Source organism: Herbaspirillum sp. NPDC087042, from assembly GCF_044745245.1.
Classification (GTDB): Bacteria; Pseudomonadota; Gammaproteobacteria; order Burkholderiales; family Burkholderiaceae_D; genus Herbaspirillum.
This window is the reverse complement of the sequence record NZ_JBIUZW010000015.1, coordinates 118,685-143,924: the sequence shown is the minus strand read 5'-3', so window position 1 is coordinate 143,924 and position 25,240 is coordinate 118,685. Positions and strand designations below refer to the sequence as shown.

Annotated in this window: 24 protein-coding genes; 7 read left to right on the top strand and 17 right to left on the bottom strand. The window is 64.5% G+C overall.

Going from position 1 to position 25,240, the window contains the following annotated elements; translation table 11 throughout:
• Nucleotides 1-145: 145 nt before the first annotated feature.
• Nucleotides 146-400 (bottom strand): hypothetical protein, encoded by a 255-nt coding sequence (locus tag ACIPHN_RS19900; RefSeq protein ID WP_400439079.1) that lies wholly within the window; start codon nucleotides 398-400, stop codon nucleotides 146-148.
• A gap of 103 nt (nucleotides 401-503) precedes the next feature.
• Between ACIPHN_RS19900 and ACIPHN_RS19895 the strand changes: the two genes are divergently transcribed.
• Nucleotides 504-1,442 carry a LysR substrate-binding domain-containing protein gene (locus ACIPHN_RS19895; protein ID WP_400439076.1) on the top strand — a complete coding sequence of 313 codons (939 nt, stop codon included), beginning with the start codon at nucleotides 504-506 and terminating at the stop codon, nucleotides 1,440-1,442.
• Between the two features lie 35 nt (nucleotides 1,443-1,477).
• Here ACIPHN_RS19895 and ACIPHN_RS19890 read toward each other — a convergent pair whose 3' ends face one another.
• The 4 genes from ACIPHN_RS19890 to ACIPHN_RS19875 all read right to left on the bottom strand — a co-directional run bounded on the left by ACIPHN_RS19890 (nucleotide 1,478) and on the right by ACIPHN_RS19875 (nucleotide 4,601).
• Nucleotides 1,478-1,795 (bottom strand): putative quinol monooxygenase, encoded by a 318-nt coding sequence (locus ACIPHN_RS19890; protein ID WP_400439074.1) that lies wholly within the window; start codon nucleotides 1,793-1,795, stop codon nucleotides 1,478-1,480.
• 110 nt (nucleotides 1,796-1,905) lie between these two features.
• Entirely contained in the window at nucleotides 1,906-2,838 is a 933-nt protein-coding gene (locus ACIPHN_RS19885; RefSeq protein ID WP_400439071.1) for a metal ABC transporter substrate-binding protein, read from the bottom strand.
• 30 nt (nucleotides 2,839-2,868) lie between these two features.
• On the bottom strand, nucleotides 2,869-3,756 hold the full coding sequence (locus ACIPHN_RS19880; RefSeq protein WP_400439068.1) for a metal ABC transporter permease: 888 nt from the start codon (nucleotides 3,754-3,756) through the stop codon (nucleotides 2,869-2,871).
• Nucleotides 3,753-4,601, bottom strand: coding sequence for a metal ABC transporter ATP-binding protein (locus ACIPHN_RS19875; RefSeq protein ID WP_400439065.1), 849 nt, complete (start codon nucleotides 4,599-4,601; stop codon nucleotides 3,753-3,755). Before ACIPHN_RS19875 ends, ACIPHN_RS19880 begins: the two co-directional genes overlap by 4 nt.
• A gap of 363 nt (nucleotides 4,602-4,964) precedes the next feature.
• On the opposite strand from ACIPHN_RS19875, the gene ACIPHN_RS19870 reads away from it, so the two are divergent.
• The 5 genes from ACIPHN_RS19870 (at nucleotide 4,965) to ACIPHN_RS19850 (ending at nucleotide 9,326) form a co-directional block, all read left to right on the top strand.
• Nucleotides 4,965-5,546 (top strand): DUF2796 domain-containing protein, encoded by a 582-nt coding sequence (locus ACIPHN_RS19870; protein ID WP_400439062.1) that lies wholly within the window; start codon nucleotides 4,965-4,967, stop codon nucleotides 5,544-5,546.
• 116 nt (nucleotides 5,547-5,662) lie between these two features.
• Nucleotides 5,663-6,397 carry an ABC transporter ATP-binding protein gene (locus tag ACIPHN_RS19865; RefSeq protein ID WP_400439060.1) on the top strand — a complete coding sequence of 245 codons (735 nt, stop codon included), beginning with the start codon at nucleotides 5,663-5,665 and terminating at the stop codon, nucleotides 6,395-6,397.
• Nucleotides 6,394-7,662: an ABC transporter permease gene (locus ACIPHN_RS19860; RefSeq protein WP_400439057.1), complete on the top strand. Its 1,269-nt coding sequence runs from the start codon at nucleotides 6,394-6,396 to the stop codon at nucleotides 7,660-7,662. Before ACIPHN_RS19865 ends, ACIPHN_RS19860 begins: the two co-directional genes overlap by 4 nt.
• 15 nt (nucleotides 7,663-7,677) lie before the next feature.
• Entirely contained in the window at nucleotides 7,678-8,451 is a 774-nt protein-coding gene (locus ACIPHN_RS19855; RefSeq protein WP_400439054.1) for a DUF3299 domain-containing protein, read from the top strand.
• A gap of 533 nt (nucleotides 8,452-8,984) precedes the next feature.
• Nucleotides 8,985-9,326 (top strand): hypothetical protein, encoded by a 342-nt coding sequence (locus ACIPHN_RS19850; protein WP_400439051.1) that lies wholly within the window; start codon nucleotides 8,985-8,987, stop codon nucleotides 9,324-9,326.
• Between the two features lie 498 nt (nucleotides 9,327-9,824).
• On the opposite strand, the gene ACIPHN_RS19845 is transcribed toward ACIPHN_RS19850, so the two are convergent.
• From ACIPHN_RS19845 to ACIPHN_RS19805, 9 genes are all read right to left on the bottom strand, one after another.
• Nucleotides 9,825-10,493 carry a DUF2026 family protein gene (locus ACIPHN_RS19845; RefSeq protein WP_400439049.1) on the bottom strand — a complete coding sequence of 223 codons (669 nt, stop codon included), beginning with the start codon at nucleotides 10,491-10,493 and terminating at the stop codon, nucleotides 9,825-9,827.
• Between the two features lie 320 nt (nucleotides 10,494-10,813).
• Entirely contained in the window at nucleotides 10,814-11,128 is a 315-nt protein-coding gene (locus ACIPHN_RS19840; RefSeq protein ID WP_400439047.1) for a hypothetical protein, read from the bottom strand.
• A 420-nt stretch (nucleotides 11,129-11,548) separates the two neighbouring features.
• Nucleotides 11,549-12,748 carry a M20 aminoacylase family protein gene (locus ACIPHN_RS19835; protein ID WP_400439044.1) on the bottom strand — a complete coding sequence of 400 codons (1,200 nt, stop codon included), beginning with the start codon at nucleotides 12,746-12,748 and terminating at the stop codon, nucleotides 11,549-11,551.
• Nucleotides 12,745-14,163 (bottom strand): M20 family metallopeptidase, encoded by a 1,419-nt coding sequence (locus tag ACIPHN_RS19830; protein ID WP_400439042.1) that lies wholly within the window; start codon nucleotides 14,161-14,163, stop codon nucleotides 12,745-12,747. The genes ACIPHN_RS19835 and ACIPHN_RS19830 overlap by 4 nt, the downstream gene beginning before the upstream one ends.
• A gap of 36 nt (nucleotides 14,164-14,199) precedes the next feature.
• Entirely contained in the window at nucleotides 14,200-15,048 is an 849-nt protein-coding gene (locus tag ACIPHN_RS19825) for an ATP-binding cassette domain-containing protein (protein WP_400439039.1), read from the bottom strand.
• On the bottom strand, nucleotides 15,045-16,058 hold the full coding sequence (locus ACIPHN_RS19820) for an ABC transporter ATP-binding protein (RefSeq protein ID WP_400439036.1): 1,014 nt from the start codon (nucleotides 16,056-16,058) through the stop codon (nucleotides 15,045-15,047). Before ACIPHN_RS19820 ends, ACIPHN_RS19825 begins: the two co-directional genes overlap by 4 nt.
• Before the next feature lie 28 nt (nucleotides 16,059-16,086).
• On the bottom strand, nucleotides 16,087-17,013 hold the full coding sequence (locus tag ACIPHN_RS19815; RefSeq protein WP_400439033.1) for an ABC transporter permease: 927 nt from the start codon (nucleotides 17,011-17,013) through the stop codon (nucleotides 16,087-16,089).
• Between the two features lie 24 nt (nucleotides 17,014-17,037).
• Nucleotides 17,038-17,955, bottom strand: a complete 918-nt coding sequence (locus tag ACIPHN_RS19810) for an ABC transporter permease (protein WP_400439031.1) — start codon at nucleotides 17,953-17,955, stop codon at nucleotides 17,038-17,040.
• Between the two features lie 125 nt (nucleotides 17,956-18,080).
• Nucleotides 18,081-19,619 carry an ABC transporter substrate-binding protein gene (locus ACIPHN_RS19805; RefSeq protein WP_400439028.1) on the bottom strand — a complete coding sequence of 513 codons (1,539 nt, stop codon included), beginning with the start codon at nucleotides 19,617-19,619 and terminating at the stop codon, nucleotides 18,081-18,083.
• A 333-nt stretch (nucleotides 19,620-19,952) separates the two neighbouring features.
• On the opposite strand from ACIPHN_RS19805, the gene ACIPHN_RS19800 reads away from it, so the two are divergent.
• Nucleotides 19,953-20,864 (top strand): LysR family transcriptional regulator, encoded by a 912-nt coding sequence (locus tag ACIPHN_RS19800; RefSeq protein ID WP_400439026.1) that lies wholly within the window; start codon nucleotides 19,953-19,955, stop codon nucleotides 20,862-20,864.
• Between the two features lie 69 nt (nucleotides 20,865-20,933).
• Here the strand turns inward: ACIPHN_RS19800 and ACIPHN_RS19795 are convergent, their stop codons facing one another.
• Genes ACIPHN_RS19795 through ACIPHN_RS19785 form a run of 3 tightly spaced genes read right to left on the bottom strand, consistent with a single transcriptional unit; the run spans nucleotide 20,934 to nucleotide 25,167 of the window.
• Complete coding sequence (locus tag ACIPHN_RS19795; protein WP_400439167.1) at nucleotides 20,934-22,406, bottom strand: efflux transporter outer membrane subunit; 1,473 nt, start codon at nucleotides 22,404-22,406, stop codon at nucleotides 20,934-20,936.
• The gene (locus tag ACIPHN_RS19790) at nucleotides 22,406-23,977 is read right to left on the bottom strand and encodes an MDR family MFS transporter (protein ID WP_400439024.1); all 1,572 of its coding nucleotides are present in this window, start codon (nucleotides 23,975-23,977) and stop codon (nucleotides 22,406-22,408) included. Before ACIPHN_RS19790 ends, ACIPHN_RS19795 begins: the two co-directional genes overlap by 1 nt.
• The gene (locus tag ACIPHN_RS19785; RefSeq protein ID WP_400439021.1) at nucleotides 23,974-25,167 is read right to left on the bottom strand and encodes an HlyD family secretion protein; all 1,194 of its coding nucleotides are present in this window, start codon (nucleotides 25,165-25,167) and stop codon (nucleotides 23,974-23,976) included. Before ACIPHN_RS19785 ends, ACIPHN_RS19790 begins: the two co-directional genes overlap by 4 nt.
• Nucleotides 25,168-25,240 lie beyond the last annotated feature (73 nt).

Below are 25,240 nucleotides of genomic sequence, written 5' to 3'. Positions count from 1 at the left end.
GGATCGACGGCGCCAGACTGCCCGGTGATGCATTTGCTTGCGGCTTCTTGCCGCCTGCGGTCCCGACCATACGGAACCGGTCTCTTCATTTTCTACGTCAGGCGCATCAGGCCTGGTCTTGCTCGACTGCCAGCGACGGGCGGTCTCAGATCTGCGATTGCAGCTTCCAGACGGCGTGCAGGTGGCTGTTTTCCAGCTGGCGCAGGCGGTTTTCCAGGTCGACATGGTCAGCCACGCCTTCGAAGTAGGCAGCGTCTTGCAGTTCGGCGGCGTCATTGCGCACGGGCTTCAAGGCATGGGCCGAGATGACTTGCTGCACAGCAAACTTCACCAGTTCGACCAGCGAGCGCAAATTGTTAGAAAAACCGGCATCTTTTGCCAATATACTCACGGAGTTCATGATCACTTCTTTCTGTTAAACGTTTCGGTGATTGAAGAATAAGGTCGCACTCGCCTTTTGCAAAGCAACATTTTCCGACACCAATATAAGTTTTTCTTACATCATGCCTGCTTCGCTTCCCCCACTCAAGGCCCTCCGGGTATTCGAAGCGGCCGTGCGCACGCGCAGTCTGACGCTGGCTGCGCATGAACTCTTCATCACCCATAGTGCCGTCAGCCAGCAGATCAAATCGCTGGAAGAGTATTTCGAACAACCGTTGTTTTTACGTCAGTCGCGTGGCGTAGAACCCACGGAAGCGGCGCTGGCCTTCTATGCCGAGGTCAAGGCCAGCCTGGATCGCATCGCCCTTGCCGCCGAACAACTTTCCCTGGCCGGCAAGAGCCGCGTGGTGCGCCTCATTGCCGCGCCATCGGTGGCCATGCGCTGGCTGATCCCGCGCCTGTCGCAGTTCCAGATCGACAACCCGCGCATCGAGGTGCGGGTGACGACCACCATGTCGGAGTATTTCGAGGATGTGAAGGATCCCTTCGACGTCATCATCTGGCGCAGCCCGCTGGAGCGCGGCGGCTACGAATGTGAACGCTTCCTGGATGATGTCTCGGTGCCGCTGGCGGCGCCCCACTTCCTGGAAAGCCACCCGATCCGGGTGCCGCGTGATTTCGTCGAGGTACCGCTGATCCACCTGTCCAGCCGTCCGGCGGCCTGGGCGCAGTGGCTGGGCAAGGCCGGGGTACCGGTGCGCCGCAAGATGCCGGGCACGGTCTATGAACACTCCTTCCTGAGCCTGCAGGCGGCAACGACTGACCAGGGGGTGGTCATGGGCACGCTGGCGCTGGTGGAAGACGACCTGGCACAAGGCCGATTGATCCGGCTGTTTCCAGAGACGGTGCTGCATGGGGAGGGTTACCACATGTTGTATCGCGGCAGTGCCGAGACCAATCCGGCCCTGAAGACCTTCATCCTGTGGTTGAAGCAGATGGGACAGGCGTCCCCGTTTGATCCGCAGCAGACCTGGCCGGCGGACTTCCCCGGCGAGTATTGAGACTGCGCCGGGGTGATACTGCCTGGGCTGCGAACTCAGTCAGCCGACTTCAGTACATGCACCTTGCGGTCGGCGATCAGGTCCTTGGACTTGTCGCGGTAGTCGGTCATGTGCGGCAGGGTGAAGTGCAGGCGCAGCGCGTCTTCATCGACCCACTTCTCGACGAAGGCGAAGGTGTCCGGACCCATCGGCGCCTGGTTGGGGCCGAAACCGTCGACATCCACCACCAGACCATATTCAATGCAGCCCTCCTCGGCACGCACGGCCGCCAGGTTGGCGCGGGCGATGGCGAGCAGTTGCTCGCGCTGGCCGGGCTTGGCGGTGATGATCGCTACGACGGTGATGGTGCTCATGCTGGTCTTCTCCTCGGGAATGATGGTGGCTGGCGCCGGCATGATAGCCGGCGCGCGGGCCACAAGCATACGCGATTTGGCCCTGCCCCGTGGCGCGCGGACCCGGAGGATCAGTTCAGGCGGATCTTGTCCAACAGCTGGGTGATGTTGTAACGCATCAGCGCCAGATAGTCCGGGGCCGGGCCACCGGCCTTGGAGAGGGCATCGGCATACAGCTTGCCGCCCGGCGCGGTGCCGGATTCGCGGGAGATCTGCTGCAGCAGCTTGGGATTGCTCATGTTCTCGAAGAACAGGGCGCGGATCTTTTCGCTGCGGATCTGGCGGATCAGGGTCGCCACTTCGCGCGCGCTGGGCTCGCTGTCAGTGGACACGCCCTGCGCGGCCAGGAAGCGCACCTTGTAGTGCGCACCGAAATACTCGAAGGCATCGTGCGAGGTGATCACCTTGCGCTTGGCATCGGGAATCTGCGCGAACTGGCGCAGTGCCCAGCTATCCAGGTCCTGCAGCTTGGCCACATAGGCTTCGCCATTCTTGCGATAGACCTCGGCGCCGGCCGGGTCCAGCTTGGCCAGGGCAGCGCTGATGTTACGGGTGTAGACGATCACGTTCTGCGGATCCTGCCAGGCATGCGGATCATCCTTGCCGTGATGGCCATCGGCGCCACCGTGGTCGTGATCGTGCTCATCGTCGCCAACGCGCTCGCGCGCCTTGATACCAGCCGAGGCCACCACGATGGGGCCACGATAATTGGCCGACTGCGCCAGGCGCTCCATCCAGCCTTCGAAGCCCAGGCCATTGACCACCACCAGACGGGCGCGCGCGACGGCCTTGATGTCGTCCGGCGCCGGCTGGAACACGTGGGCGTCTTCATCAGGCCCCACCAGGGTAGTGACGGCAATGCGATCGCCGCCGACATTGGCGACGATGTCACCCAGGATGCTGAAGCTGGCCAGCACGGGAATGCGCTCGGCAGCCGAAGCCGACAGGTTCACAGCCAGCGCCAGGACGGCCGCCAGCGCAGAGAGGGGACGAAACAGTTTCATGCAGACTCCGGAATTAGGATGCAAAAGGATTCAGCCCTGCAGGTGCGGCCGGCGCAGCAGGCGCGGCAGCCAGCCACGCGGCGCCAGCAGCAGCGAGGCGGCATAGAGCACACCAGCGCAGACGATGATGACCGGACCCGACGGCACCGAGGCGTAATAGGAAATCAGCAGCCCCGCATAGCCGGCCAGCGCGGCCTGCAAGACGCTGTTGCACAGTTGCGCGGGCAACGCGTCGTGCCACAGCCGCGCCGAGACCGCCGGCAACATCATCAGGCCCACGGCCATCAAGGTACCCAGCGTCTGGAACGAGGCCACCAGGTTCATCACCACCAGCATCAGGAACACCTGCTGGTAGATGGCGCCGCCGCTGCGACCACCGCCCACGGCCATGTAGGAAGGATCGAAACTCTCCAACAGCAAGCCGCGATAGAGCGCCGCGATACCCAGCACGCTGGCGCTGGCCACGCCACCGATCAGGACCAGACCTTCGCTGTCTACACCCAGCACATTGCCGAAGAGGATGTGCAGCAGATCGAGCTGGGTGCCATGGCGCGAGATCAGGATCACCCCCAGCGCCAGCGCCACCACGTAGATGGCGGCCAGGCTGGCGTCTTCCTTGAGTTCGGTATGGCGGCTGATCCAGCCGGCGATGGCCACCACCAGCACGCCGGCGACGAAACCGCCCACCGACAGCGCCGGCAACGACAGGCCGAAGAAGATGAAACCCACCGCCACGCCCGGCAGCACGGCATGGCTCAGGGCCTCGCCAAAGAGGCTCATGCGGCGCAAGGTGAGCAGCACGCCCAGCGGGGCACTGCCCAGCGCCAGCGCGAAGGCCGCTACCAGGGCGCGGCGCATGAAGGAGAATTCCTGGAACGGCTCGATGGCAAACTGGTGCAGGGAGGACAGCAGACTCATTGCGCAGCTCCCTTGACCTGGCCACCGTGCGCATGGGAATGCGCATGTCCGTGGGCGTGCTCATGCTCATGCAGATGTTCACGCTCCTGCGACAGCGCCCGCACCTCGGCCTCGCTGACCTCGCAGATGTGCGCGTGCTCGTCGACCGCCTCGGCCATGGCGCGGGCGCGTTGCAGGTTGGCCTCGCACATGACCTCGGCGGTATCGCCCCAGGCCACCACATTGCGCGCCAGCAGCAGGGTCTGCGGGAAGGCGCGACGCACCTGGTCGTGGTCGTGCAGCACCGCGATCACGGTACGGCGCTCGGCATGCCAGGCCGAGATGATGCGCAACAGGTCACCGGTGGTGCGGGCATCGATGGCATTGAAGGGTTCGTCCAGCAAGATGATCTCGGCATCCTGCAACAGGATGCGCGCGAACAGCACCCGCTGGAACTGCCCCACCGAGAGGCTCGACACCGGCCGCTCGGCAAAGCCATCCAGGCCGACCGCCGCCAGCGACTGGCGCGCCCGCGCGCTCATGGCGGCATCGATGCCACCCCAGTTGCCCTTGGCCTGCCAGTAGCCCAGCAGCACGCAATCCAGCACCGAGATCGGGAAGCTGCGGTCGATCTCGGCCTGTTGCGGCAGATAGGCGATGCGATGCGCCTGCACATGGGTGATGACGCGGCCGTCATTGCAACGGACCAGCCCCAGCATGCTCTTGAGCAGGGTGCTCTTGCCGGCGCCATTGGGGCCGACGATGGCCGTCAGCGAACCGCGCTCGAAGGCGCCATTGACGTGGTGCAAGGCCGGATGACGGCGGTAGCTGACGGTCAGGTTTTCCAGGGAAATGGCAGCATTCATGTCAGCCCTCCCCCAGCGCCCAGTGCACGCCCAGCCACAGCAGCAGCACCACGGGAAGAACCACCAGCACGCGCTGCCACCAGGGACTGGCGAGCACGCCTTGCTTGAACAATAAACGAGAGATAACCGACACGGCAGGCAACCTGACAAAAGAAAGCAACAGGGCCGCCAGCAAGGCCGGACGCCATATGACGCCCCCTTGCGCAACCGAGTTGCAGAAACAGGGAAAACCAGCATTATAATGCAACCCTGTTGCAGATTGTAACAACGCTGATCTTTTTGCTGCGCCAGGTTCACAATGCCGAGTCATCCAGCGTGAACCATTGCGTCCTCCTTCTTTCAACAAGCACAAGAAAGCCGTCCATGCCCCGCCTGTCCACCCTGCCCCTGCTGCTCCTTTCCCTGGCCTGCCTGCCCGCCATGGCGGCCGACGATGCCCACGACCATCACGGCAACCATCCGGCCCATGTACACGGTGTGGGCAAGCTGGATGTGGCACTGGAAGGCAATACCCTGACGCTGCACCTGGATACGCCGCTGATCAACGTGGTCGGCTTCGAGCATGCCGCCAGCAGCGGCAAGGACAAGGACACCGTGCGCGCTGCCGCCAAGACCTTGCGTGAGGTCGGCCGCATCTTTGCCACCGATGCCGCCGCCCAGTGCAAGCCGGCTGAGGTCCAGCTGGAATCGGCCGTGCTGGCACCGGCCCTGCTCGGTGAGAAAGCCCCTGCCAGCACCCAGGACGCGCCCGGCGACGGCCACGCCGACCTGGACGGCGACTTCACGCTGGTCTGCGCCAGCCCCGGTGCGCTCAATACCGTGGACGTCTCCGGGCTGTTTGCCGCCTTCCCGGGCTTCCAGCGCATCGACGTGCAACTGGCCACCCCCAAGAAACAGGGTGCCGTGCAACTGGTGCCGGGCAGCGCACTCATCCCGCTGAACTGATTCCCCCTGTCGCGCTGGCGGCGACCGGGCTGGCTGGAAGGCAGTCAGGCCGTTGACAGCGCAAGGGGCTATCATCGCCCCACGTTGACGTTCCCGAGCAGCCCTCCCGCCTTGCAATGACACTCTCCACCTCCCCTCCTCCGGCGCCCGCCATCGCGGTGCGCGAACTCAGCTTTACCTGGCCCGGCCAGCCGCACGCGGCACTGGAACTGGATCACCTGCAAGTGGCCAGCGGCGAGCATGTCTTCGTCAGCGGCAAGAGCGGCAGCGGCAAGAGCACGCTGCTGGCGGCCATCGGCGGCATCATCGTGCCGCAGGCCGGGCGCGTGGAAGTGCTGGGACAGGCGCTGCACGCCTTGCCGGCGGCGGGTCGCGACCGCTTCCGGGTCGATCACATCGGCTTCATCTTCCAGCAGTTCAACCTGCTGCCATATCTCTCCATCATCGACAACGTGCTGCTGCCCTGCCAGTTCTCGGCCAGTCGCAAGGCCCGCGCCCTGGAGCAAGGCGCCACGCTGACCGAGGTCGCGCAACACCTGCTGCGCGCGCTGGACCTGGCGCCATCGCTATGGACGCGCCCGGTCACGCAGCTGTCGATCGGACAACAGCAACGGGTCGCCGCTGCGCGCGCCCTGATCGGCCGTCCCGAGATCATCGTCGCCGACGAACCAACTTCGGCGCTGGACAGCGACCGCCAGCAAGCCTTCCTCGACCTGCTGCAACACGAATGCGCGCAGGGTGGCGCGGCACTGGTCTTCGTCAGCCACGACCTGCGCCTGGCCGAACGCTTCGACCGCCTGCTGGCGCTGGAAAGCATCAACCGCGCCGCGCGCCACGAGGAGGCCGCATGAAGCTGCTGCTGCGCCTGGCCGCGAAAAGTGCCTGGAACCGCCGTTTCACGCTGGGCCTGATGTTGCTGGCCATCGCCCTGTCCACCACCATGCTGCTGGGTATCGAACGGGTGCGCCATGAAGTGCGCGCCGGCTTCTCGCAATCGGTCTCCGGCACCGACCTGGTGGTGGGTGCGCGCACCAGCCCCATCCAGCTGATGCTCTACGCCATCTTCCGCATCGGTGGCGCCACCAACAACATGGGCTGGGACAGCGCCCAGGCGCTGGCGCGCAATCCGGCAGTGGCCTGGACCATCCCGATCTCGCTGGGCGATTCGCACCGTGGCTTCCCGGTGCTGGCCACCAATGGCGACTACTTCACCCACTTCCGCTATGGCGGCGGGCAAGCGCTGCAACTGGCTCAGGGCCAGCCCTTCGCCGGTGTCTTCGATGCCGTGCTGGGCGCGGACGTGGCCGACAAGCTGCACTACAAGCTGGGCGACGTCATCATCCTGGCCCACGGCATGGGCGGCATGGGCCTGACCCAGCACGCCGACAAACCCTTCAGGGTGGTCGGCATCCTGGCCCGCACCGGGACCCCGGTGGACCGCACCGTCCACATCGGCCTCGATGGCATGCAAGCCATCCACCTCGACTGGGAGGGTGGCGCCCCCTTGCCTGGGGTGCATATCCCGGCCGAGTTCGTCAAGAAATTCAACCTCACCCCCACCAGCATCACCGCCGTCCTGGTGGGCCTGAAGAGCCGCGCCCGGGTGTTCGCCCTGCAGCGTGACATCGCCGACGGCGACGGCTTCAAGGAACCCCTCATGGCCGTGCTGCCGGGCGTGGCGCTGGACCAGTTGTGGGATGTGGTGGGCATCGGTGAAAACGCCCTGCTGGTGGTTTCGGGCATGGTGGTGGTAGTCGGCCTGGCCGGGCTGGTGGCGGCCATCCTGGCCAGCCTGGGCGAGCGCCGGCGCGAACTGGCGATCCTGCGCTCGGTCGGGGCGCGTCCGCTGGACGTGCTGCTGCTGCTGTCCATCGAAGGCCTGGGCGTGATGCTGGCCGGGGTGGTGACAGGCCTGCTGCTGCTGAGCGCCCTGGTGTGGGCGCTGGGGCCGCTGCTGGCACAGCAGTTCGGCATCGCGCTGCAGCCTGCATGGCCGGCGGCAGGCGAATTACAATTGCTGCTATGGACGGTGCTGGCCGGCATGTTCGCCAGCCTCCTGCCGGGGCTGCGCGCCTATCGGCTGAGCCTGTCCGACGGCCTCACGCCGAAAATCTGATTGGAAAGCCTCATCATGAAAAATCTCTACTGGATAGGCGGCATCGTCGCCGCCGGCCTGCTGGTGGGTACCGGCGTGCGCCTGATGGCCCACTCCGAGGCGCAGGCGGCGCCTGCCCCGACGGCGCCGGCACCCCAGGCTGCATTGCCGCCCGGCGCGCCCCTGGCGGGCGCCGTCCCGGGCGTGAGCGCGCGTGCCGATGCCGGCAGCACCGTGCCGGGCGTGGCGGCCGCCTCCAGCGGCCAGTACCAGGTCGGCGATCACCTCCAGCAAAGCGCGACCGTGACCGACAAGCCCTATCAGGCCTCGGGCAAGATGGTCAACGGCTACCAGGAAATCGCCTGGGAGTCGCTCATCCCCAAGGACTGGGACCCGATGGCGCCCTTCAAGGGCCTCAAGCTGGACCAACTGACCGACGATGACCCCCGCGCCGATGCGGCACTGTGGAAAGCCAAGAAGTACTGGAAGGATGCCCCGGTGGACGCCAGCATGGAAGGCAAACCGGTGCGCCTGCCCGGCTTCGTGGTGTCGCTGGACCGCGAGGGTGAGGCGCTCAAGGAATTCCTGCTGGTGCCCTATTTCGGCGCCTGCATCCACGTTCCGCCGCCACCGGCCAACCAGATCATCCATGTGCGCAGCACCAAGGCCATCAAGAACGTACGGACCATGGATGCCGTGTGGATCAGTGGCGTGATCAAGGTGGAGCGTTCCGACTCCTCCATGGGTGCCGCCAGCTACAGCATGAAGGCGGTCAGCGTGGAGCCCTACCAGGCGCCCGACAACAGCTGACCCGGGTTTATCCCCAATTCTCCCGCCCGCCCCCGGAGAATGGCGCATCAAGCGCCCTTATCCACACTTTCCGGGGGCAAGCTTGTGGACAAGCGCTTGACAAGCCTCCCAAGCCATTGATTCCAAACACATTTCCTTTCACGCCAGCATTGCGGTCAAGACCTGGGCAGGTCGGTGCACGGCCATGCCGCCACCCTACTTGTCCCCGTGCATGATCAGGATATCCACATTTTTTGGTGGCAAGCCTGTGGAGAAACGCTGGGTAAGCGAGCCAAGCCTTTGATTCGAAAGAAAATTTCCCCATAGCACCAGACGGTGGCAAAAAATAGGCAATTGCCCTTCTGATCGGCGCCCGCAGCAGCTTGCGAGGATATCCACATTTTCTGGTGGCAAGCCTGTGGAGAAGCGCTGGGTAAGCGACTCAAGGCATTGATTCCAAACAACTTTCCATCACTGCAACAGGGGCTGGCAAAGTGGCTCGCGGGCGCTTTCCAGCCCACTTTCTGGCGTGTTTGAGCCCATTCCCGAGTGCATTGTCCACATTGCTCGACTATGTGAAGGGATATCCACATTTTTTGGTGGCAAGCCTGTGGACAAGCACTTGGCAAGCCGGGCAAGTGCTTGATTTTCATGACTTTTCCATGGCGGATGCAAAGCGTGGCAGCACTTGTTCACGACCAGGCACCGTCAGCGTGACGAGGCGGCATGGACAGGATATCCACATATTTTGGTGGCAAGCCTGTGGAAAAACACTTAGCAAGCGTCGCAAGTCATTGAATGAAAAGGAAATTCAGCACACTGACAGCCAATGGGCAGGCTTGCAGCAGCCGGGCCATCGACAAGAGGTGAACAGCGGGGGTGAACAGCGGGGGTGAAAAGCAGGAGGAGAAATGAAGAAGCAAGAAGAGAGACGCACCCCGCGCCGCGTACCGGCAGGCTTGCACCCACCGGGAAGGGAGGATCGCGGCTTCCATCACGTGTGCGTACTGCCGGGTTACGACGCCACTGTCCGGCGTGGGCGCTGAAGCACAAACGAATTCTGGAAAAAATAGCCTGCGATGCGCTCGCATCGCAGGCAAAACATCTGCAACAGGTACAGAGGAGACAGGCCGAAGTCTATCGGCGGCGTGTGACCGTGACATGACATTGCGCGCAGGACATTTACGCCAATGTAAAAAAGAGTGAGGAGAAAGGACGCCGGGAAAAATGTCATGAAGGCGTCACATCCGTGACCTACAGTAGGAACCTTAGTGCGGTACATGCAACCGATATGCATGATCGTACGGTGTGTTGGACACGCGTCCAGCACACCCTCCCTTCGGAGGCATCCGCCTCCACGACTTCCCGATCAGATCAAATCAGACCAGAGCAGATTACCAGACGCCTTCGATGGCCGTCGGCTGGATGCGGATACGCGAGACCTCGCCATCGGCACCCTGCAGGGCCAGATCGTCCGGCATGGCCTTGGGCGGCTTGCGGAACCATTCCAGGCAGAGTTGCGACAGGTTGGTCAGGGCCTTCTTGGCCATGAACTGCTGCAGCAGCTCGCGCGTCAGTTCCAGGTTGGGCGCCAGGTAGAAGTCGCCCGGCACCGCCAGCGCCTGTACCGCCGGGCTCATGCGGCCCAGGTCCTTCTGGAACATGCGGCGCGGCACCGGCAGCGGATGACCGGCCGAGTCCAGCAGTTCCTGGAACACCGGCGCCATGAAATCGAGGGCATAGCCATCGCATTGCACCCAGGCATGGAAGGCATCGTGGGTACTGGCCACGGACTGGCCGTCCTCACCCAGGGTACCGAAGGACAGCGCACCGCCGCCCTCCTGGTTGATCAGGTAGAACGCCGCCCCGGCCACCGGGAAGGCATTGCGCTTGTAGAACTTCTTGAGGATCTGTGCCGCGGTGACGGAAAAGAAGAAACTGGCTGCCGGAATATCGGCCTCCACGCTATGCAGCACGGAGTGGATGACGCGGAAGACGCGTTGATAATCGGTCAGGGGGATCAATGGGCGCAGGTTCTGCGCGGAGGAATGAGAGCTTTGCATGCCGCTATTTTCGCATGGAAAAGAACGGGCAAGCCGCTTGGCCGCTTCACGGCGACAGGCTAAGCCTGCCGCCGTTGCGTGACGCGCGCTTTGGAACAAAAGCGGCTTCGCGACTTGCCGTTCCACCCTCAAGAGAAACTACTTCTACTGCCACTTCCACTTCTGCTGCTGTACTGCCTTGCTACCGACTGCTTGCTACCTACAACGTGCTGCAACTACCCCTACTACCCCTACTACCCTCATTACCCCTACTACCCTGCTACCCCTTGCTACACTTGCAACCCCGCTCCCGCACACTCACCCGGCTTTCCCCCAAGCATTCAATCCTCTTTGCCCGCTTCCTTCATGAAGCAGGTGCAATCGATATCGTGATACTGCGCGCAGTGCTGCAGAGACGGGCGGATCAGGCCACTCTCGAAGAGGGAGCGGCTTTCCGGCTCCAGCCTGGCATAGCGCACTGCGGCGACACTGTTGGCATACTGTTCGCGCTGCGGCAGGTCGTCCAGCGAGACTTCCAGCTTGCCCCACTCGCTGTCGGTCTTGACGAACAGGTACATCAGCACGGTACAAAACACCAGGTAACTGATGAACATCAGGGTGATTTCCCCCGGGATGGATTCGGTGACGAAGTGCATGGCAAGCTCCTGGAAATTCGTGGATAAGGTCTTGCGTGCAATTCGGCAATACGACAGCTGCATCGATTCCGGAGCAAAAGACCGCGTTTCATTGGTTCCCATGGTAGGCATTGCACGTAACTGCGAACATCGGGGAATTCCTGAAACGGGGTCTTATTGCAGGCGCGCCACATCAGGCGATTCCTGAGTGCTGGCCGATTCACCAACAATTTCGATCACACAATAGTTACGTGGCAGCGCAAGCCCAGACCGGAAAAAAGAAAACCCGCCAGGCTTGCGCGTGGCGGGTCGAAGCTCGAATGTCCAAGTCCAGGACGTCTTGAGGAGACAGCTGCACTGTAACCAGGAAGCTCGCAGGCGGGAAGTAAGCATTCGTCATGCCCTTATGCAACCTGGGCATAAGCGCTACGACAGTGGCCGTCAGCCCGGCTTGACGGGCAGCCAGCGTTCTACCAGGCGGGTCCAGTAGGCTGCGCCGACGGGGATGTTGTCATCGTTGAAATCGTAAGCGGCATTGTGCAGCATGGGCTGGCCCTGGCCATTGCCCACCCGCAGGAAGCAGCCGGGACGCTGTTGCAGGAAGTAGGCGAAGTCCTCGCTGCCGGCGATCGGCCCGAAGGGGGCGATCACCTTGTCCGCGCCCACCAGTTCCTCGGCCACGCTCTGGGCGAAGGCGGTCTCGGCGTCGCTATTGACCAGCACCGGATAGCCGCGCAGGTACTCGATCTCGGCCTTCGCGCCATAGCTCTCGGCATGGGTCTGCACCAGGGCGCGGATGCGTTGCTCCAGCAGCTCGCGCACCTCCGGCTTGAAGGAGCGCACGCTCAGCTCCATGGTGGCGTATTCGGGAATCACGTTGGAGGCGCGACCGGCATGCAGGCTGCCCACCGTGATCACGGCGGTCTCCATGGGATCGACATTGCGCGAGACCACCGTCTGCAAGGCCATCACCAGGCTGGCCGCGGCCACCACCGGATCGACCGACAGGTGCGGTCGCGCCGCATGGCTGCCACGGCCGGTGATGCGGATCTTGACGGTATCGCAGGCGGCCATGAAGGGGCCGCTGCGGAACATGAAGGTGCCCGCTGCCACGCCCGGATGATTGTGGATACCGAAGATGGCATCGCAAGGGAAGCGCTCGAAGAGGCCATCCTCCAGCATCTTCTGGGCGCCGCTGTCGAAGCCGGCTTCCTCGGCCGGCTGGAAGATCAGGTTCAGGGTGCCATCGAAACGGCGGGTGCGCGCCAGATGCCTGGCCGCGCCCAGCAGCATGGCGGTATGGCCGTCATGGCCGCAGGCATGCATGGCGCCCTGCTTGCAGCTGGCCCAGGCCAGGCCGGTTTCTTCCTGGATCGGCAGGGCATCCATGTCGGCGCGCAAGCCGATGCTGCGGGTGCTGCTGCCGGCACGTAGGGTCGCCACCAGGCCGTTGCCACCGATGTGGCGGGTGACGGCATAGCCCCATTCTTCCAGGCGTGCCGCTACCAGCGCGGCGGTATCGACTTCCTGGAAGGATAGTTCGGGATGCTGGTGGATGTGGCGGCGGATGGCGGTGATCTCATCCTGGATATCGTGCAGGTCGGCGACCTCGCACAGCGTGTGATCGTGGGAATGGCTCATTTTTTCTCCGATGAAGCGCGGCGCGCCAGCACGTCCTTGCCCTGCTCTGCCAGATCCCAGAACAGCCCCGCCATGACCTGCAGCGACTCGCGCGAAACGCTGGCCAGTATATGCTCGTTGGGCGCGTGCTGTGAGCAGGCCGGATAGGAGTGCGGTACCCACAGGGTGGGCAGGCCCAGGGTCTGCGAGAACACGTCATTGGGCAGCGAGCCGCCCAGGTTGGGCAACAGGGTCGGCGTCTTGCCGCTGCTCTCCTGCAGCGAGGCCAGGCCCCAGCGTACCCATTCATCATCCGGATCGAGCCGGGTGGCGGCGAACTGCACGCCCGACAGGCTCACTTCCACGTCGTCGAAACCATGTTCGTCGAGCTGGGCGCGGATATGGTCGAGGAAGTGTGCGTCGTCGCTGCCCACCACGAAACGGATCTGGCAATGGGCACTGGCATGACCGGGGATGGCATTGACCGGCGCTTCCGGATTACCGGTCTTGAAGGCCAGCACTTCCAGGGTGTTCCAGCCAAACACCCGCTCGGCCGGGGTCAGGTCGGGCTCGCCCCAGTCAGGATCGATCTCGGGGTCGGTCGGCCCGCCTCCCAGCTTCACGTCGGCCAGCGCGCGCCGCACGCTGGGCGGCAGCGATGCCGGCAACAGGCCCGGCACGCGGATGGCGCCGCGTTCATCGACCAGGCAGGCAATCGCATTGGCCAGGCGCACGCCGGGATTGCGCAACAACCCGCCCCAGTTACCCGAGTGGTGACCACCGTCGCGCAGGTTGACCTTGAGATCGAAATTGCAGCCGCCGCGCGATCCCAGGAACATGGTCGGCGTGGGCGCATTCACACGCGGCCCATCGGAGGCAATGAAGACATCGGCCTTGAGACGCTCCGCATAGCGCTGGCAGACCGCATTCAAGCCCGGAGAACCGGTCTCCTCGCCCATTTCCAGGATCAGCTTGACGTTATAGCACAGCTTGCCGCCACGGACCTTCATCACCTCCTCCAGCGCGGCGAAGTTGATGGTGTGCTGGGCCTTGTTGTCGGCGATGCCGCGACCGTACCAGCGGTCGCCTTCGACCACGATCTCCCAGGGTGACAGGCCGGCGCGCCATTGCTTGTCATAGCCGCGCACCACGTCGCCATGGCCATAGGTCAGCAGGGTGAAGGCGGCCCCCTCTTCGATGCGCTCGGCGATCAGGAAGGGACTGCCCGCGGGCAGCGGGTTGTCGATCACCTCGCAGGCAAAGCCCAGCGTCTCCAGAAAGGGCGTGATCTCCTGGTGCAGGTAGTCGTAGAGGATGGGACGGCTGGCCGCTTCCTGGCTCTCGGTGCGGATGGCCACGCGGCGTTTCAGTGTGTCCATGAAACGGCCGTCATCGAAATAGGCTTCAACGCCGGCGATGGCTTGTGCTCTGCTCATGCTGCTCCTCCTCGGGGATAGTCGTTGTGGTTGACATCATGCGGCTGCGGCCAGCGCCGGAATGCCCAGGCCCGGTTCGGGCGTCAGTGCACTGGCCAGCAGCATGCGCGTATAGGGATGCTGGGGATCGGCAAAGAGCTGTTCGCGGCTCTGCAGCTCGACGATGCTGCCCTTGTTCATCACCGCCACCCGGTCCACCAGGTGCTCCACCACGCCCAGGTCATGGCTGATGAAGAGATAGGTGAGACCGAACTCGGCCTTCAGGTCCAGCAGCAGGTTCAGGATCTGCGCTTGTACCGACACGTCCAGCGCCGAGGTCGGCTCGTCGCAGATCAGGATGTCCGGCCGCAGGACCAGCGCGCGCGCAATGGCCACCCGCTGGCGCTGGCCGCCGGAGAGCTGGTTGGGATACTGGGCGTGGGTGCGCTCGGGCATGCCGACCAGGTCGAGGATCTCCTTGACCTGGCGCGCCCGCAGGGCGGCGCTGCCGATGCCATGCAGCTTCAAGGGCAGGCCGACGATCTCGGCCACGGTCTTGCGCGGATTCAGGGACGAATACGGGTCCTGGAAGATGGGCTGGATATGGCGCGCGTGCTCGCGGCGATGGGTCGGATCGACCTCCTGGCCATTGATGAGCACATTGCCGGAAGTCGGCGCCAGCAAGCCCAGCAGCATCTTGGCCAGCGTGCTCTTGCCGCACCCCGATTCACCGACCAGGCCCAGGGTCTCGCCGCGATACAGGCGCAGCGACACATCGTTGACGGCCTTGAGTTCGCCCGGCGGCTGGAACAGCCCGCGCTTGAGCGGATAGATCTTGGACAGCGCGCACAGCTCCAGGGCGATATCGTCCAGCGGCGCTTCTTGAGGAATTGCTGCGGTCGTCATGCTGCCACCTCCATCGCGGAAACGGGAACGCCAAGCTTGTGGCAACGCGCCAGATGCGAGGCCGCCGCACTGCCCTGCTGCACCATCGGCGGATCGATCTCGCAGCCGCTGTCGGCCAGCGTGCAGCGGTTGCGGAAGGCGCAGCCGCGCACCTCGCCGACCAGGCTGGGCACCACACCGGGAATGGCCTGCAGCCGGCTGCCCGGCGGCGTCTTGCCGCGCACCGGGATACAGTTGAGCAGGCCACGGGTATAGGGGTGCTGCGGCTGGGCAAAGAGCTGCGCCACCTCGCTGGTTTCGACCACCTGGCCCGCATACATCACGGCGACGCGATCGGCGATGCGCGAGACCACGCCCAGGTCGTGGGTGATGAAGATCACGGCCGTGCCGAACTCCTGCTGCAACTCGCGGATCATGCGCAGGATCTGGGCCTGGATGGTCACGTCCAGCGCGGTGGTCGGTTCATCGGCGATGATCAGGTCGGGGCTGCACATGAGCGACATGGCGATCATCACGCGCTGGCGCAGGCCGCCGGAAAGCTGGTGCGGATATTGGCGCAAGCGGTCCTCGGCATTGCTGATGCCGGTACGATGCAGCAGGTACAGGGCGCGCTCCCGCGCCTCGGCACGGGTCACGCGGGGCTGCTGCAGCATCGCCTCGCAGAGCTGGTTGCCCAGTGTATAGGCCGGGTTCAGGGAGGTCATCGGTTCCTGGAAGATCATCGCCATGCGCTTGCCGCGCAACTGCATCAGCTGCTTTTCGCTCATGCGGTTGAGATCGGCGCCATCGAAGAGCAGGTGATCGGCGCTGCATTGTGCCTTGCGTGGCAACAGCCCCATCAGGGCCAGCGAGGTCATGGACTTGCCGCAACCCGATTCACCGACCAGGCACAGCATCTCGCCGCGGCTGACCTGGAAGTCGATGCCGCGCACGGCATGCAGCATGCCGTTCTCGGTGGGCAAGTCCACCTTCAGGTTCTTCACATCCAGCAAAACGTCGTTGGCGCTCATGATGTTCTCCTCGGGTACAGGTCGGGGCTCAGTTACGGCCATCGGGCGCATTGACATCGCGCAGGCCATCGCCGACCAGGTTGATCGCCAGCACCAGCAGCGCCAGTGCCACGCCGGGGATGACGATGACCCACGGCTTGAAGAACATGTAGGTCTTGCCCTCGGCCACCATCAGGCCCCAGGACGGCGTGGGCGGCTGCACACCCAGGCCGAGGAAGGACAGCGTGGCTTCCAGCAGGATCGCGTGGGCCATCTCCAGCGTGGCCACCACGATCAGCGCGCCCATGATGTTGGGCAGGATCTCGCGCAACAGGATGTAGGGCGTAGAGGCGCCGATGGCCTTGGCGGCGGCGATGAATTCGGCGTCGCGCAACTGCTGCGTGGCCGAGCGCGTGACCACGGCGAAGCGGTCCCACAGCAGCAGCCCCAGCAGGATGATCACCACCTTCAGCGAGCCGCCCACCAGCGAGGCCATCGCCAGCGCCACCAGTACCACCGGCATGGCCAGGCGGGTGGTGATCAGGTAGCTGATGACGGCATCGGTGCGACCGCCGAAGTAACCCGCCAGCACACCCAGCGTGGTGCCGATGAGGCCGGAGATGAGCGCGGCGGCAATACCGATGGTCAGCGAGACGCGCGCCCCGAAGATCAGGCGCGACAGGTAGTCACGCCCCAGCTTGTCGGTGCCGAGGATGTGCTCCCAGCTGCCCTGGGCCTGCCACACCGGCGGGATCAGGCGCGCCGTCACATCCTGGTCGAAGGGGTCATGCGGCGCCAGCAGCGGCGCAAGAATCGCCGCCAGCACGATCAGCGCGAGCACGAGGGAACCCAGCATCAGGCCGCGATGGCCGAGCAGGCGGCGCAGCTTGCGGCGCCAGGCGGGTAGCGGTGGCAAGGCGGCTTGCAGCATGGGCGTGGCGGGCATGGTGGGCATGGTGGTAGTGGTGGCGGTCATGTCGGATCCCCAGCAATGAACGTATCAACGGGTACGGATGCGCGGATCCAGCAGCGCATTGATGACATCGGCCAGGAAGGTCAGGCCGATGTAGAACATGGCGATGATCAGCACCACGGCCTGCACCACCGGGTAGTCATTGCGCGAGATGGCATCCCAGGCCAGCTGGCCCAGGCCCTGCATGGAGTAGACCGATTCGATGACCACCGAGCCCCCCAGCATGAAACCCAGTTCCACCGCCGCCAGCGCCACTACCGGAATGACGGCGTTGCGCAGCGCATGCTTGAACACCACGCGTGTGCGCGAGAGTCCCTTGGCGCGGGCGGTGCGGATGTAGTCCGACCCCAGCACCTCCAGCATGCCCGAGCGGGTCAGGCGCATCATGGCCGGCATGGCGTAGTAGCCCAGTGCCACCGCCGGCAGGATGAAGTGCTGCCAGCTCTCGTTGCCGGCCACCGGCAGCCAGTGCAACGTTACGGCGAAGATCAGGATCAGGGTCAGTCCGAACCAGAAGCTGGGCATGGCCTGCCCTACCACGGCGAAGAGCAGGGCCACGCGGTCCAGCCAGGTATCGCGGTAGAGCGCGGCCAGCACGCCCAGCGGAATGGCCGTCAGGATCGCCAGCAACAACGCGCTGCCACCCAGCTTGAAGGTGATCGGCAGGCGCTCGGCGACCATCTCCATGACCGGTCCCTGGAAGTAGAAGGACTTGCCGAAATCCAGCTGTACCGCACGCCCCAGCCAGTCGAGGTATTGCGTGGCCAGCGGCCGGTCCAGGCCGAACTGGGTACGTACCGATTCGACCTGGGCGGCGGTCGCCTCGGGCCCGGCGATGGACACCGCCAGGTCACCCGACATGTGCAGCAGCGAGAAGCTGACCACGGAAACCGTCAGTGCCACGCACAGGGCGATGGCCATGCGGCGCAGGATGTAGATCAACATGGCGACCCTTCCTTGAAGAATATTGCGGGCTTCATCCAACACCCATCACTTACCGTTCGGACTGAGTAGGCCCCAGGGGCCGTATCGAAGGCGCTCAGGACGAACGGTAATCTGGACCGCCAGACTTACTTCCAGGAAGCCTCGTAGAACCGCGGCAACTCATCCGGATAACCCTGGAAACTGAGCTGCGCGTTGTAGGCGTAGTAAGTCGAGTAAGAGAACATCGGCGCCACATAGGCCTGCTTGGAAATCAACTCCTGGGCCTTGGTGTAGTTGGCCTTGCGCACGGCCGGGTCGATCGAGGTATCGGCCGTCTGCAGGTACTGCTGCAGTTGCGGATCCTTGGAAATGTCGTCGGCCCCGCCCTTGAAGTAGACACCGGCAAAGGCCGAGGTATCGTTCATCGAGAACGAGCCCCAGGAGTAGAAACTCATCGGCGTCTTGCCGCTGCGGTATTCGTTCTGCAGGGCGGCGAACTTCATGTAGTGCAGGCGGGCACGGATGCCGACCTTGCGCAGGTCGCCGATGATGGCTTCGGCAACCTCGCGCTCGCGGTAGGCATAGATATCGGTATCGAAGCCATTCGGGTAGCCGGCGGCGGCCAGCAGTTCCTTGGCCTTGGCGGGGTTGTAGTCGAACTTGATGGCGGCATTGCCATCGCAGCCGAACTGGGTGCGGAAACAGGCGGTATAGACCGGCTGGCTACCGCCGCGCATCAGGTTCTCGGCATAGCCCTTGCGGTTGATGGCGTGGTTGACGGCCTGGCGCACGCGCACATCCTTGAAGGGTGAATTGGGCGCCGAGGTACCGGTGGCGTCCAGCGTGATGAAACCGATGCGCATGGTCTCGCCGCTCTGCACGGCCAGCTTGGGATTGGTCTTGAGCGAATCGGCCTGGTCCGGCGGCACACGCCAGATCCAGTCGATGGCGCCGGTCATCAGTTGCGCGGCGCGGGTCTCGGGATCGGGGATCACCACGAACTTGATATTGCCGATGGCGGGCTGGCCCTGCGGGCTATCCTTGAAGTAAGTAGTGTTCTTGACCAGGGTCACGCCCTGCCCCGGCGTCACGCTGGTGACCTTGTAAGGGCCTGTGCCGATGGGCGCCTTGGAGAACCCTTCCAGACCGACCTTCTTGAAGTAGGCCGCCGGATAGATCGGCAAGGGACCGGCCAGGTATTCCAGCGCCGCCGGGAACGGGCCCTTCAGGTTGATGCGCACCTTGTAGTCACCCAGCTTGTCCACACTCTTGATCCAGTCGGTGTTCTGGCGCGTGACGGCCTTGGATTCGGGCGAGACGGCATAGTTGAAGGTGAAGACCACATCGTCGGCGCTGAACTTGTCGCCATTCTGGAATGTCACGCCCTGGCGCAGATCCAGCACCAGCGCCGTGGGCGACTCCCACTTCCAGGCCGTGGCCAGCTGCGGCTTGTAGTCGTTGGTCTTGGGATCGCGGTAGACCAGCGTGTCCCAGATCAGGTGGGCCAGGATCACGCCTTCACGCAGGTTGTTGTGATACTGGCTGATGTTCTCGACTTCGCTGTCCGAGGCATAGACCAGGGTGTCATTGGCCTTGTTGGCATGCGCGCCCGTCGCGCAGATGGCCCCCGCCACCAGTACTGCACAGCGCGACCAGCCCACGACCGATTGATGTAGTGCGTTCATTCCAGCCCCTTCGTTCGAGTAAGAGAATTGTGAAAAAACAGCGACGTCGGAGGCCATACTAGGCTACGATTTATCGATGCCACAATCATCAAATTTCTAATCCTGCGTTGCTGAAAAAGGAACGCATCAATGCTGCACCACAATGTACACACCCCGTTGAAACCCGCATTGCATCAGGGCCGGGGCCGTCAGAGCAGGTGCAGCAAAACGGCGCGGGGAGACGACGACGGCATTGCACCAAAGACGTGAAACACGCACCAAATAAACCATGGGAATTTTTTACGCGCGGCACCGAAAAGGGATGGCGCGCCCCGTCCTGAATCGAGGCTGAAGATGAAATCGCAGCACCTGCAAGACACCGCCCTGCGCTACTTCCTGGAAGTGGTCCGTTGCGGCTCCATCAGCGAGGCATCGCAGCGCCTGAACGTGGCCAGTTCGGCCATCAGCCGGCAGATCAGCAGCCTGGAGCAGATCCTCGACACGGTCCTGTTCGAGCGCCGCCCGCGCGGCATGGTGCTCTCGGCCGGTGGCGAGATGCTGGCCGCGCATGCGCGCAAGATGGCACTGGAAGCCGACCGCGTGGTGGCCGACCTGCAAGCCCTGAAAGGCTTGCGCAGTGGCCGGGTCAGGCTGTCGGCCTCGGAAGGCTTTGCCATCGACTTCCTGCCGCGCCTGATCAATGCCTTCCAGAAAAAATATCCGGGCTTCGTGTTCCAGCTCTTCGTGGGCGCACCGGCGCTGGTGTCGCGCCAGGTGCGCGAAGGCAATGCCGACATCGGCCTGACCTTCGCGCGCCTGCCCGAGCCCGAGATCAAGGTGGTCCACCGCCAGCCCGGCCCGATTGCACTGGTGATGCGCAACGAGCATCCGCTGGCGCGTTTCCGCCAGGTATCGCTGTCGCAGCTCAAGCCCTACCCGATGGCCCTGCCCGACCCCACCACGACGCTGCGGCAATTGTTCGACATCGCCTGCAGTCGCCAGCAGATCGCCATCGAACCGGTGATGACCAGCAACTACATCCAGTCGCTGCACAACTATGTGCTGGACAACGACGCGCTCTCCATCACCGGCGACGTCACCGTGCGCTACCGGATCGAGCGTGGGGAGTTGACCATGCGGCCGATCCGGGATTGCCCGGCCGACGGGCGCTTCGTGGAGGTGCAGACGCTGGCGGGACGGACCCTGCCGCGCAGTGTGGAGATCTTCCTGGATTACCTGGTGGCGGAGTTGAGCAAGGATCTTTGAGCACTTGCCACGGGTAAAAAAAATGCCGCGTCCCGTCACGGTACGCGGCATCGGATCGGTCGGCTACGATCAGGAAGGATCAGACCATCCCAAACCCAGCGCCTTTTGCACGCCGACAAAACTACGCGTCAGGTTGGCCTCGGCCTGCAACAGGTTCTGCTGTGCCGTGATCTGCTGGCGCGTCGTATCGAGCAACTCGATCAACGTGCCCGTACCGGCCTGGTAGCGTTGCCGCGCCAGATCCAGCGCGCGATCGGCGGAGGCCTTGGTGCGCGCCACGGTAGCCACCGAGACACGACCATAACGGAAGCGCGACAGCGCATCCTCGGCGTCGCGCAGGGATTCCAGCACGGCCTGGCGGTACTTCAGCTCGGCTTCATCACGCACCCGCTCGGCCTGCGTCACGCGGGCCTTGGCACGTCCGAAGTCGAGGAAATTCCAGCTCAGCATCGGCGCACCGATGGCGGCGAAATCATCCAGCCGGGTCAGGTCGGAGGGATGTGTTCCCCCCAGGCCGATGACACCGAACAACTTCAGGCTGGGATAACGCGCCGCCTCGGCCTGGCCGATCTTGGCCGTATCGGCGGCCAGCGTACGCTCGGCGGCGCGCACGTCGGGACGGCGGCGCAGCAGCGAGACCGGGTCCCCCACCGCCACCTGCTGCGGTGGCAGCGGCACCGGCACGATGGCGCTCAACTCGCCATCGAGCGTACCCGGCTCCTGCCCCAGCAAGGTGGCCAGCTGGTTCAGGTAGGCATCGCGGTCGGCTTGCAGCGGCACCAGGTCGGCGCGGGTGGCATCGAGCTGGTTCTGGATGCGGATCTGCTCCAGCGCGGACGCGGTGCCACGCTCGACGCGCTGACCGGTCAGCCTCTGCATGTCCTGCTGCGCTTGGACCGATTGCTCGCCCAGTGCCAGGCGCTGCTGGCGGTCGCGCAGATTGATGTAGGCGTTGGCGACCTCGGCGGCCAGGCTCACCTGCACATCGGCCAGCGACGCTTCTGCCGCCTGGGCGGTGGCGCCGGCAGCCTGCACGGCGCGGCGGTGGCTGCCGAAGATATCGGCTTCCCAGCTGGCATCGAAGCCCAGGCTGTACAGATTGGCGCTGCTGGGCGAGGACGACGAAGAGCTGGAGCCGCCCGTGAGCGCGCCCAGGTTGGCCGGTGGCAGGCGGGCATGCGCGGCCAGTGCCGAGGCACCGACGGTGGGGGCGGCGTTGGCCTGTTCCAGATCGAGTCCGGCACGCGACTGCTGCAGGCGGGCGCGCGCCATGCCGACGTTGGGATTGGCTTGCAGGGCGCGTTGCACGAGGCTGTCGAGTTCGGCATCACCCAGTCCTTCCCACCAGCGGTTGGCGGGCATGGCGGCATGGGCGGCATCGCCTGCACGCACGAACTGCCCACCCTGGCTGGCGTGCGGGGCGGCGTCGGGCGGGCCGGCATAGTCGGGACCGAGCGCGCAACCGGCCAGCAAGGCGGCAGCCGCCAGGGCGATCAGGCGAACGGCGGGAAAAGAAGACATCGTGTTATCCATGGTCATGATCAATGAGAAGCCACCGGTGCGGCATGGGTCGGCAAGGGGCGCAGGAACAGCACCAGCGGCGTGACGCAGAGGATGGCCACGCCCAGCATCCAGAACAGGTCGGCATAGGTCATCGTCAGCGCCTGGGCCTGGATGCTGGAACCCAGCAACTGGATGGCGGCATCCTGGCTGCCCAGCAGATGGCCCTGGGCGGCGATGCTCGACTGCACCAGTTCGGAGTTGGCTGGCAGGCTTTCTTCCAGGCGACGGCTGTGCAGCCAGAAGCGCTGGTCCTGGATCACCGCGATGGCCGCCAGGGCCAGCGAGCCCCCCAGGTTGCGCGCCGCGCTGTAGAGGCCGGAGGCATCACCGGCCTGCGAGGGCGGCACCGAGCGGATTGCCGCCTGGTTCAGGAACAGCATCGCCAGCACCGTGCCGACACCGCGCATCAACTGGGAGGCGACGAAGGAGCCGCCGTAGGACAGCGGGCTGAGATCGGTCTCGATGAAGGCCGACAAGGCCAGCAGCAGGAAGCCGGTGCCGACAGCGATACGGATATCGACCAGCCGCATCAGCATGGGCGTGAAGGGCATCATCAGGATCATCGGCACACCCGAGAGCAACACGATCCAGCCCGATTGCAGGGAGTTGTAGCCGGCGATGCCGGAGAGGAATTGCGGGATCACATAGGCCGTGCCGTACAGCGCCACGCCGACGATCATGGCCATCATCACCACCGAGCCGAACTGGCGGTCGCGCAGCAAGCGCAGCTGGATCACCGGATGGCGCGCACGCACCTGGCCGATGGCCAGCAGGATGAAGCCCAGCAAGGACGTGGCGGCCAGCCAGCGGATATCGGGCGAGGAAAACCACTGCTCGCGCTCGCCCTCTTCCAGCACCACGGTGAGGCCACCCAAGCCCAGCGCCAGCCCGGCAATGCCGAACCAGTCGGCCTCGGCCAGTTGCTCCAGCTTGGGACGTTCGTAGGGAATCGCCACCAGCAACAAGGTGATCAGCGCCGCGCCCACCGGCAGGTTGATGAAGAAGGCATAGTGCCAGCTGACGTTCTCGGTCAGCCAGCCGCCCATCACCGGCCCCAGCACCGGGCCGAGGATGGCGGTGGCGCCGAACATGGCATTGCCCACCGGCTGCTGCGCACGCGGTAGGCGCGTGGCGATGATGGTCATCGCCGTGGGGATCAGCGCCCCGCCGGTAAAGCCCTGGCCGACGCGGCCCACGATCATCATCGGCAACGAGGTCGACAGGCCGCAGGCGACCGAGAACAGCGTGAACAGGGTCGCCGCCGTCAGCAGCAGCACGCGCAATCCCAGCAGGCGTTCCAGCCAGGCCGACATGGGGATGATGACGATCTCGGCCACCAGGTAGGCGGTGGCGATCCAGGTACCTTCGGTGCCGGAGGCGCCGATCTCGCCCTGGATGGTCGGCAGCGAGGAGTTGACGATGGAGATATCCAGCGTGGCCATCAGCGCCCCCAGCGTACCGGCGGCCACCGCCAGCCAGGCGGCGGCATCGGCCTTCTCGCCGACAGGCTTCACAGCCGCCTGCGGTTGGGCGGGAGTGGCGCTGCTCACTGCGGCTCCTTGCCAGCGGTCTTGCCGGTCGCGTTGGCTTCGCTGTTGCGCTCGCGCTGAGCGCGCAATTCATCCTTGGCGGCGATGGTATTGACCTCCACGGTCACCGACAGGCCGGCCACGAAAGCACGGGTGTCGTCGGGCGAAGCATCGATGGCGATACGTACCGGCACACGCTGGACGATCTTGGTGAAATTACCCGTGGCATTCTGCGGCGGCAGCAGCGAGAACTGGGCACCGGTGCCCGGCGCGATGCTCTCCACGTGCCCCTGGAATTCCACGCCCGGCAAGGCATCCACCTTGACCACGGCGGGCTGGCCGACGCGCATGATGCCGATCTGCGTTTCCTTGTAGTTGGCGGTGACATAGAACTGGGTCGGTACCACCGTCATCATGCGCGTGCCGGCGGCGACGTACTGACCCACGCGCACCTGCTTGTCGCCGATGCGGCCATCGACGCTGGCGCGCACCTCGGTGGAGCCGAGATTGACGCTGGCGGCATCGAACTGCGCGCGGGCGGTCTCGCCTTGCGCCTGGGCCTGGCGCACCTGGGCCTGGATCGAACGCACGCGCAGCTGGGCCGCCTCCAGCGCGGCGCGGCGGGCGGCAACGGTGGTGCGGGACTGGGCCTGCTGGTTACGCAGCGTGGTCAGGCGTTCGCGGGTCTCGGCGCCGGAGGCGGCCAGCGGGGTGTAGCGCTCCACTTCGCTGCTGGCGAAGCGGGCGTCTTCCTCGGCGGCCGCCAGTTGGGCGCGGGCCTGGTCGATGGCGGCCTGCTGTTCGGCCAGCTGTGCGCGGGCGGCTTCTTCGCTGGCGCCGGCGGCGTCGATCTGCGCCTTGGCTTGCGCGGTCTGTGCCGAGTAGTCACGGGCGTCGATGCGTACCAGGGGCTGGCCGGCCTTGACGATCTGGTTGTCGGCCACCAGCACCTGCTCCACGTAACCCGATACCTTGGGCGATACCGTGACGCTGTCAGCGTAGACAAAGGCATCGTTGGTGCTTTCCAGGTACTTGCCACGGAACTGGTAATACAGGATCCAGGACGCCACGATCACCAGCGCCACCACCATCAGGGTGCGCAGGATGAGGCGTGCGCGTGGGTTCATGCGTTTCCTGGGAGTATCACCCGGGGCATTCTGTCCAGGCTGCGGGGCGGCCGCATTGTTGTTGGCGGGTGTGGCGTCTGTCATCTTTTTTGTCCTAATATCGGGGCGATGGTTGATTCAGTTCAACGACCGATGAAATTAATGAGGTACCATATGA